At 72.6% G+C, this 7,181-nt stretch carries 5 protein-coding genes; 2 read left to right on the top strand and 3 right to left on the bottom strand.

Going from position 1 to position 7,181, the window contains the following annotated elements; genetic code table 11:
• Positions 1–113: 113 nt before the first annotated feature.
• The 3 genes from AB0F40_RS26990 to AB0F40_RS26980 are packed head-to-tail and all read right to left on the bottom strand — an operon-like array spanning position 114 to position 3,659.
• Positions 114–2,411 carry an FtsX-like permease family protein gene (locus AB0F40_RS26990; protein WP_357475307.1) on the bottom strand — a complete coding sequence of 766 codons (2,298 nt, stop codon included), beginning with the start codon at positions 2,409–2,411 and terminating at the stop codon, positions 114–116.
• Entirely contained in the window at positions 2,408–3,091 is a 684-nt protein-coding gene (locus AB0F40_RS26985) for an ABC transporter ATP-binding protein (RefSeq protein ID WP_357475305.1), read from the bottom strand. Before AB0F40_RS26985 ends, AB0F40_RS26990 begins: the two co-directional genes overlap by 4 nt.
• Before the next feature lie 46 nt (positions 3,092–3,137).
• Positions 3,138–3,659: a PadR family transcriptional regulator gene (locus AB0F40_RS26980; RefSeq protein ID WP_357475303.1), complete on the bottom strand. Its 522-nt coding sequence runs from the start codon at positions 3,657–3,659 to the stop codon at positions 3,138–3,140.
• A 92-nt stretch (positions 3,660–3,751) separates the two neighbouring features.
• On the opposite strand from AB0F40_RS26980, the gene AB0F40_RS26975 reads away from it, so the two are divergent.
• Together AB0F40_RS26975 and AB0F40_RS26970 are read left to right on the top strand one after the other, a co-directional pair.
• Positions 3,752–5,401 carry a CocE/NonD family hydrolase gene (locus AB0F40_RS26975; protein ID WP_357475301.1) on the top strand — a complete coding sequence of 550 codons (1,650 nt, stop codon included), beginning with the start codon at positions 3,752–3,754 and terminating at the stop codon, positions 5,399–5,401.
• Between the two features lie 82 nt (positions 5,402–5,483).
• Entirely contained in the window at positions 5,484–7,076 is a 1,593-nt protein-coding gene (locus AB0F40_RS26970) for a peptide chain release factor 3 (RefSeq protein ID WP_357475299.1), read from the top strand.
• Positions 7,077–7,181: the final 105 nt, after the last annotated feature.

Raw genomic sequence — 7,181 nt, 5'->3', positions numbered from 1 at the left:
CACGCCGACCGGCTCGGCTACCTCGTGTGGGGCGAGTTCGGCGACTGGGGCGTCAGCGGCTACGGCACGCCTGCGGACGGCCAGCGGCCGACGACAAGGGCCGCAGGCCCCGCCTACTCGTTGCGGAGCGCGCCCGGGCGGGTCAGACGCCACAGCAGCGGCAGGCCAGCGGCCGTCGTCAGCAGCACCATCACCGCGGCGGCCCCCGCGGTCACCCCAACCCCCTGCCAGTCGAACGAGAGCGGGGCCTTGATCGCCGTCTGCAGCGCCAGCGCCAGTCCCGAGCCGGTCGCGACGGCCAGGGCGAGCCCCAGCACCACGGGTATGGCGAGCTGGAGCAGCACCGAACCGCTCAGGGTCCGACGCCGCGTGCCGAACGCGACGAGCACCGCGAGCAGCTGACGGCGCTCCCGGAGCTGCTCGACGACGTTGACCAGCATGCTCGCGCCGATCAGCACCAGCAGCGCGATCGTCCCGACCAGGAGCGCCTGCCGCACGTTGCCAAGGATCGAGGCGATGCGCTCCTGGTCGATCGGCGTGGTGTAGGCGACCGGGTCGACCTGGGCGGCCGCGGTGCGCAGGTGGTCCAGGGCGTCCGGTACGTCGGGATCCAGGGTGACGTAGGTGGTCACCGCCGTCGGATCCAGAGCGATCCCGTCCAGCGCCCCCGGCGTGACCAGGACGCGTGCGGGCATCCCACCCATCGCGTTCATCCCGCCCTTCGGCGGGGCCACCGTCTCGGCCGACGCCGGGAGCGTCCACCGGCTCTCGGTGTCCTGCCCGGCGTCAAGCACGTACGTCGTACCAGGTGCCGGCGCGGTGGCGCCGTCCGGCACGACGACGAACACGTCGCCGTCCTCGCACGAGCCGAGCTGCGCCTCCTGAGCCAGCACCTGGCACGTACCCGACTCGACAGCCACCTCGTCGTCGCCGGACGCCGGCCGCGAGGCCTCCGTGGGCAGCGCCCACATCGTGCTCAGCGTTCCGGCCCCCTGCACGCCCTCGGCGCCGGTGAGCTCACGCGTCCAGGTCTCGGGGGCGTCCGCGTCCGGGTCGATGTCGAGCACCGTGGCCTGGAACGTGCTGGTGTCGGCCTGCGTCTCGGCGCTGAGCGTCCCGATCGCCCCGACCAGACCCTGCAGCGCGATCAGCCCGGCGACCGAGACGGCGATCCCGGAGACCGCGCGGACCGCCGTCCCGCTGTCGAGCTGCAGACGGCGCACCGCGAGATCCCACGCGACCGTGCCGTTGCCCAGCCGGTGCACCGTCGCCTCGACCAGCCACGGCAGGATCAGCGCCACGCCGACCAGGACGAGGACCAGCCCGGCGACGACCATGGCCTGGCCGAGCAGCGAGTCGTCGAGCCCGTCCGCCAGCGGGGTCAGCAGGGCCACGCCCAGCACCGGGAAGACGAGCCGCCACCAGAACCGCCGTCGGCGCTCGCTGCTGCGCCGGACCACACCGAGCGGCTCGACCAGCACCTGCTTCAGCGCGGACAGGGTGACCAGGACCGTCATCGCGGGGACCAGGACCACGGTCAGTGCCGCGAGCACCGGGGCGGGACGCAGGTCCTCCGGGTAGAAGCTCAGGCTCGGGGGCACGACGCTGCCTGCCACCTGCCCGATGGCGAGGAACAGCAGGCCGCCGACGACGAGCCCGCCCGCGGCGCCCGCGAGGGTCTCTCCGGCGGCGATCCGGCGGGTCATGCCGACGTCGGCCCCGACCAGGCGCAGCGCGGCGAGCCGCCGGTCGCGGTTCTCGCTGCCGAACCGCACCGCCGTGCTGACGAAGATCCCGACGGGCAGGAGCAGTACGACCATGCCAACGAGGACGAGCAGCAGCAGCACGGGGTCGGGGCCGTCCGAGACCGGACCGCCCCCGCCGAACGACTGGATGCGCGTGGCGTTCGCCGTGTTCAGCTGGTCGGTGCCCAGGTAGAACCGGAGTTCCTCCGGCCCGGTCAGGCCCTCGGCTCCGATGGTGCCCACGACGTCGTCGCCCCACCGGCCTCGCAGCGCCGCACCGTCGTCGGAGGCGAGCAGGTCGGCCAGAGCGGGGGAGAGGACAACCTCGCCCGGCGCGAGCTGCTGGGTGACGCCCGGCGGGAGGGGAGCGTCGTCGTCCTCCGGCTGGATCACCAGCCCGACCAGGGGGTCCTCGCGGAACATCGACCGGACCTCCTGGGTGAGGGCCGACGGCTCGCCCACGGTGAGCTCCTGGGCGCTGGCCACCGAGCGGGCGTCCGCGCGCGCCTCGCGGGCGTCGAGCACCGTGGGGATGCTGGCGGCGACCAGCAGCATCGTGACCCCCAGCCCGACGCCGACGGCGATCAGGGCCAGCCGGACCCAGCCGGAACGTCCGCCACCGACGCTGAGGCGGATGCCGAGCGCCAGATCGCTGATCCGCCTCATCGGACGTACTCCCGCGCACGCACGCGGCCGTCGCGCACGACTGCCTCGTGGTCGGAGTACGCCGCGACGCGCGGCTCATGGGTGACGAGCACGACGGCGGCCCCGGTCTCCCGGGCGGCCGCGACGAAGAGCTGCATGACCCGTTCGCCGTTCAGGGTGTCCAGCGCGCCGGTCGGCTCGTCGGCGAAGACGACCTTGGGCCGGGTCACGAGCGCACGGGCGACCGCCACCCGCTGCCCCTGTCCGCCGGACGCCTGGCCGGGGCGCTTGCCCGCGACGTCGGACACCTCGAGCCGCTCCAGCCAGGCCTCCGCGCTGCGCAGCGCCGCGCGGCGGCTCGCACCGCCCAGCCGCAGCGGCAGCGCCACGTTCTCCAGGCAGGTGAGCTCGGGGACGAGCTGGCCGAACTGGAAGACGAACCCGAACTCGGTGCGCCGCAGGGCGCTGCGCTCGTCGTCGTGCATGGCGGTCAGGTCGCGCCCCGCGTAGGTCACACGGCCCTGGTCGGGGTGGAGGATCCCGGCCAGGCAGTGGAGCAGGGTGGACTTGCCGGACCCGGACGGACCCATCAGCGCGAGGACCTCCCCGGCGTGCACCTGCACGGAGGCCGAGTCGAGCGCGGTGGTGGCGCCGAAGCTGAGGGACAGGTCCTCGGCGATGAGCAGTGGTTCGGTGGGCATCGGGGCTCCAGGATCGGGTCGCGTGGTGGGGATGTGGGCGGACGCGCTATGCGCGGACCTGCGTGGCGAGCTGCTGCATGCGCGCGGCGGTGAGCTCGAGCCAGCGCAGGTCGGCCTCCAGGTGGAACAGCGCGTGGTCGCAGACGAGCTGGTCGGCCAGGTCGCCGCCGTCCCTGCGGCGCGTGAGCTCACGCATGAGGCGCAGGTGCTCCGAACGCTGCGTGTCAAGCACGTCGTTGGCGTCGTACCCGGTCAGCAGAGCGAGCACCACCTTCGTGTAGAGCGTGCTCTGCAGGTAGGGCTCGGGCTTCTCGGGCGCGGCGAGCCAGCCGGTGACGTCGGACACGCCGGCGTCGGTGATCGCGTACTTCTTGCGCTCGGGACCCGCGCCGGGTTCTGCCTCTACCTCGACGAGCCCGTTCTTCAGCAGCCGGGCGAGCGTCGAGTAGACCTGGCCGTAGTGCAGCGGCCGGTCGTGCCCGAAGCGCTCGTCGTAGGAGCGCTTCAGGTCGTAGCCATGGCGAGGCCCGGCCTCGAGAAGCCCAAGGAGAGTGTGTGCGACGGACATGACCGCCACTATACACACGCTGTATACACGGGCTGTAGATGCTGGTCACGGTCGTGCCGCCCCGGTTGAACCCGGGTAGTAGGTTCGGTGCGATGACTGTTCTCACCAGGATCCTCGGCCGTAGCCTCGGCCTACCGCCCGCGCGAACTTCCGACGTCCGGGTCGTCCGCGATCTGCGTGTCCCGATGGCCGACGGCGTCCAGGTGCTCGCCGACCGCTACCACCCGGCGGTGGACGAGCACGCTCCGCTGGTCCTGATCCGCACCCCGTACGGGCGTGGCGGCGCGGGCCTCACGGCTCGCCTGATCGCCGAGCGGGGCTATCAGGTCCTGGTGGTGAGCCTGCGGGGCACCGGTGGTTCCGGCGGCAGGTTCACGGGCTGGCACCTGGAGAGCTCGGACGGTCCCGCGCTGATCGACTGGCTCCGCGAGCAGGACTGGTTCCCCTGTGCCTTTGCCACCTGGGGGGCCAGCTTCCTCGGTTACACCCAGTGGGAGCTCGCTGGTGCGCCCGTCCCCGAGTGGAAGGCCGCCCTCGTCCAGGACGCGCCGGCGGAGGTGTACGAGACCTTCATGTACCGCGGGGGTGCGTTCGCGCTGCACGACTGGCTCGGCTGGGCGGAGCAGATGCACACCCTGACGCGCCCGGGAGGTGTCTCTCTGCTCGCCGGGCTGCTGCGGCTCCCGGGCGCTCGGCGGCGGGTGCGCGCGGCGGCCGGCCGGCTCCCCGTCACCGCGGCCGACCGTGCCGCGGTCGGAGAGCCGGTCGATTTCTTCCAGGACTGGGTCGGGCACCCGGAGCCCGGGGAGTTCTGGGACCGGTCGGACCACCGGGACCACGCGGTGAACCTGCCCCCGGTCGTGCACCTCGCCGGTGGTTGGCAGGACGTCTTCCTGCCCGGGATCCTGGACGGCTACGCCGCCCTGCGCGAGGCGGGCAAACAGGTGCGGCTCCTCGTCGGTCCGTGGACGCACGGCGGGGGCGTCATGACCCGCGAGTACCAGCGCGAGGCGTTCGCAGTCCTCGACCACGCGCTGCGCGGTGCGGACACCCTGCCCAGCGGGCCCGTCCGGCTGTTCGTACCGGGAGCCGACCGGTGGGAGGAGCGCCCGGAGTGGCCGCCCGCCGGCCGCGAGACCGCTCGGTGGCGGCTGCACGCCGGAGGCCGGCTCGAACCCGGCGGTTCCGCCCCGGCCGACGGCGGCGCGGGCGAGCCGTCGAGGTTCCGGTACGACCCGGATGACCCGACGCCGGCTGTCGGCGGGCCGCAGCTGTATGGCGGCGGCGTGCGCGACAACCGGCGCCTGGAGGCCCGGCCCGACGTGCTGACCTTCACAGCCCCGGAGCTGGCGGACGACCTCGAGGTGTCCGGGACGGTCGCGGCAGAGATCTACCTCCGCTCCAGCCGTAGCCACACCGACGTCGTGGCGCGGCTGTGCGACGTGGCACCGGACGGGCGCTCCGTCAATGTCTGCGACGGCATCCTCCGGCTCACGGCTCGGGACGAGCCGGACGCGGACGGCGTACGGACGGCACGGGTCGAACTCTGGCCGACGGCGTACCGGTTCCGGCGTGGCCACCGTCTCCGGCTGCAGGTCTCCAGCGGTGCTCATCCACGGTACGACCGCAACCTCGGTACCGGCGACCAGCTCGGGACCGAGGCCGTCGTGGCGGACCAGGAGATCCTGCACGACCCGGCCAGGCCGTCGGCGGTCCTGCTTCCGGTCCTGGCCGGTGGGTGACGTGCGGGAAGATAGGGTGGAGGACTGTCGAACGAGAGATGGGTATGGGGTTGTTGCAGCACGAACAGATCGGTGAGTCTCGGTGACAGTTCTTACTTCGGACGCCCGCTCCGTCGAGGCGCAGGCGGCCCGACGGCGCAGTATCGCCGTGATCTCCCACCCCGACGCCGGCAAGTCGACCCTGACCGAGGCGCTCGCGCTGCACGCGCACGCCATCGACGAGGCCGGGGCGGTGCACGGCAAGGGCAACCGCGCCGGCGTCGTCTCCGACTGGCTCGAGATGGAGCAGAAGCGCGGCATCTCGATCACCTCGGCGGCGCTGCAGTTCGCCTACGGCGACGTCGTGATCAACCTCCTGGACACGCCGGGGCACGCCGACTTCTCCGAGGACACCTACCGCGTCCTGACCGCCGTCGACGCCGCCGTCATGCTGCTCGACTCGGCCAAGGGCCTGGAGCCGCAGACGCTCAAGCTGTTCGAGGTGTGCCGACGCCGCGGAGTTCCGGTCATCACGTTCGTCAACAAGTGGGACCGCCCCGGCCGCGAGGCGCTCGAGCTGTGCGACGAGCTCGAGGAGCGCATCAACCTGCGCCCGACGCCGCTCACCTGGCCGATCGGCGAGGCCGGCCGGTTCCTCGGGCTCGTGGACCGCGCGACCGGTGAGGTGCGCACCTACCGCCGCGCCCCGGGTGGCGCGTCGATCGCGGAGGAGACAGTGCTGACCTCGCAGGCCGCCGCCGACACCCTGGGCGACGACCACACCGAGGCCGTCGAGAGCGTCCAGCTCCTCGACGCCGTCGACCGCGACTCGTTCCTCGCGGGCACCACGACACCCATGCTCTTCGGCGCGGCGCTCGCGAACATCGGCGTCCGCCAGCTCCTCGACGCCGTCGTGGACCTCGCACCCGCGCCGGGCGCGCGGCCCGACGTCGACGGTGGCGAGCGCGCCGTCGACCAGCCGTTCAGCGGGTTCGTGTTCAAGATGCAGGCAGGGATGGACCCGAACCACCGCGACCACGTCGCCTTCATCCGGGTGTGCTCGGGCCGCTTCGACCGCGGCATGGTCGTCACGCACGAGCGCACCGGCCGGCCGTTCGCCACCAAGTACGCCCTGTCGGTCTTCGGCCGAGAGCGTGCGACGGTCGAGGACGCGTACCCCGGCGACGTCGTCGGCCTCGTCAACGCCAGCACGCTCGCCGTGGGCGATACGGTCTTCGACTCCTCGGGCGCCAAGGTGCGCTTCCCACCGATGCCGGTGTTCGCACCGGAGCACTTCGCCGCGGCCCGCGTGGCCGATCCGGGCCGTTCCAAGCAGTTCCGCAAGGGCATCAACCAGCTGGAGCAGGAGGGCGTCGTCCAGGTCCTGGTCAACGAGGCGCGCGGTGACGGCAACCCGATCCTCGCCGCGGTCGGTCCGCTCCAGTTCGAGGTGGCGGCCTTCCGCATGGAGCACGAGTTCTCGGCGCCGATCCGCATGGAGACGCTCGGGCTGTCGCTCGCCCGTGAGGCGGCGCCGAGCGACCTCGACACCATCGCCGGTTACCCCGGGCTGGAGATCGCGCGGCGCGGCGACGGGACGCCGCTGGTCCTGCTCCGCGACGTCTGGCACGCGCGCGCGTTCGAGCGCGCCCACCCCGACGTCCCGCTGATCCCGCTGGTCGCGAGCGGGGTCTGACGCCGAACGGGCCGCAACTCCCTTTCGAGGCCTAAGTTTCTTCTCTTTGAGCCGGCTCAAAGAGAAGAAACTTAGGCCTCGAAAGCCCGTACCTTGCATTACGGT

The sequence above is a fragment of the Promicromonospora sp. NPDC023987 genome, from assembly GCF_040639055.1.
In the GTDB taxonomy this organism is placed as follows: domain Bacteria; phylum Actinomycetota; class Actinomycetes; order Actinomycetales; family Cellulomonadaceae; genus Promicromonospora.
Note: the sequence above shows the minus strand (reverse complement) of the source record. Positions and strands in the feature narration are given on the sequence as shown.

Bases quoted from the DNA above. Each gene is read 5' to 3' on its own strand.
- AB0F40_RS26975 (WP_357475301.1), top strand. From the start codon at position 3,752: ATGACTGTTCTCACCAGGATCCTCGGCCGTAGCCTCGGCCTACCGCCC.
- AB0F40_RS26990 (WP_357475307.1), bottom strand. From the start codon at position 2,411: ATGAGGCGGATCAGCGATCTGGCGCTCGGCATCCGCCTCAGCGTCGGT.
- AB0F40_RS26980 (WP_357475303.1), bottom strand. From the start codon at position 3,659: ATGTCCGTCGCACACACTCTCCTTGGGCTTCTCGAGGCCGGGCCTCGC.
- AB0F40_RS26985 (WP_357475305.1), bottom strand. From the start codon at position 3,091: ATGCCCACCGAACCACTGCTCATCGCCGAGGACCTGTCCCTCAGCTTC.